Annotated in this window: 1 protein-coding gene; it reads right to left on the bottom strand. The window is 37.1% G+C overall.

What is annotated here, in order from left to right; genetic code table 11:
- Positions 1-160: 160 nt before the first annotated feature.
- Positions 161-550, bottom strand: a complete 390-nt coding sequence (locus HMPREF3277_RS08310; protein WP_049223288.1) for a hypothetical protein — start codon at positions 548-550, stop codon at positions 161-163.
- Positions 551-893 lie beyond the last annotated feature (343 nt).

Genomic DNA, 893 nt, shown 5'->3' with positions numbered 1-893 from the left:
CCGTACTGGTTTAAAGTTAATCCACTATAAAATACTTATTTAATGTGTAGCCTAACGAACATCAATTAGATCAAACATCAACAAAACCATAAGCTCGTCTGAAATGATTTTCAGACGAGCTTTTTAAATGGCATGTTTTCAACCCCGCCACTGGTTACGCCTACTTAATTTTCAAAATTGGAATATTAAGATGTCTTAATTCATTTTGTTTCGGACATGAGGTCTTTAACGAGCCTTTCTTACCCTTTTCTACATCTAGGCGTATCGATATGAAGCATTGATTTTTATCATGAATATATTCATCCACAGCATAACCTAGACCCGTTTCTTCATCTATATCAATTTCCGAATCCCCTGATTTTAATTTTGCCACGCCTTGCGCCAAAGAATTTTTCCCTGAATTGCGCGGGTTATATATATCGAATTGTATATTTCCATTTTTCAAATGCTTTGTCTGAAGCAATAGCCCTGTTTTGTTTACTCGATATGTCCCTGCATAGGCTGACAAGGGTATAAAAAGTAAAAACATATATAAAAACTTTTTCATCATACTGCTCTTTCCTCAATTATAGTGGATTAAAATAAAAATGAGACAAGGCGGCAACGCCCGCCGTGTACGGGTAGTACATAAGGGCGTTGGCAACGCCGTATCATTGCAATTTTAATCCACTATAAATTTTAAAGATAAGAATGCTCTAGTAATCCAAGTTTGAACCGATACCACGTTGTCTCAACTTAGCCCAAAGATTGCGACTGAAGGTCTAAAATGACAATAGATTTATATGGTAACTGATTGATGCAATGGGCTGCAACAAATGGGATGAACGGCGAAAAGGTCGTCTGAAAGCGAATATTTCATTTTGAACTGCACCCCAAAAGTTGGACATCCCCTC

Source organism: Neisseria sp. HMSC70E02, assembly GCF_001838645.1.
Taxonomy (GTDB): Bacteria; Pseudomonadota; Gammaproteobacteria; order Burkholderiales; family Neisseriaceae; genus Neisseria; species Neisseria macacae.
This window is presented reverse-complemented; position numbering and strand designations above follow the sequence as displayed.

Coding starts and splice junctions, on each gene's coding strand:
- HMPREF3277_RS08310 (WP_049223288.1), bottom strand. CDS start 550: ATGATGAAAAAGTTTTTATATATGTTTTTACTTTTTATACCCTTGTCA.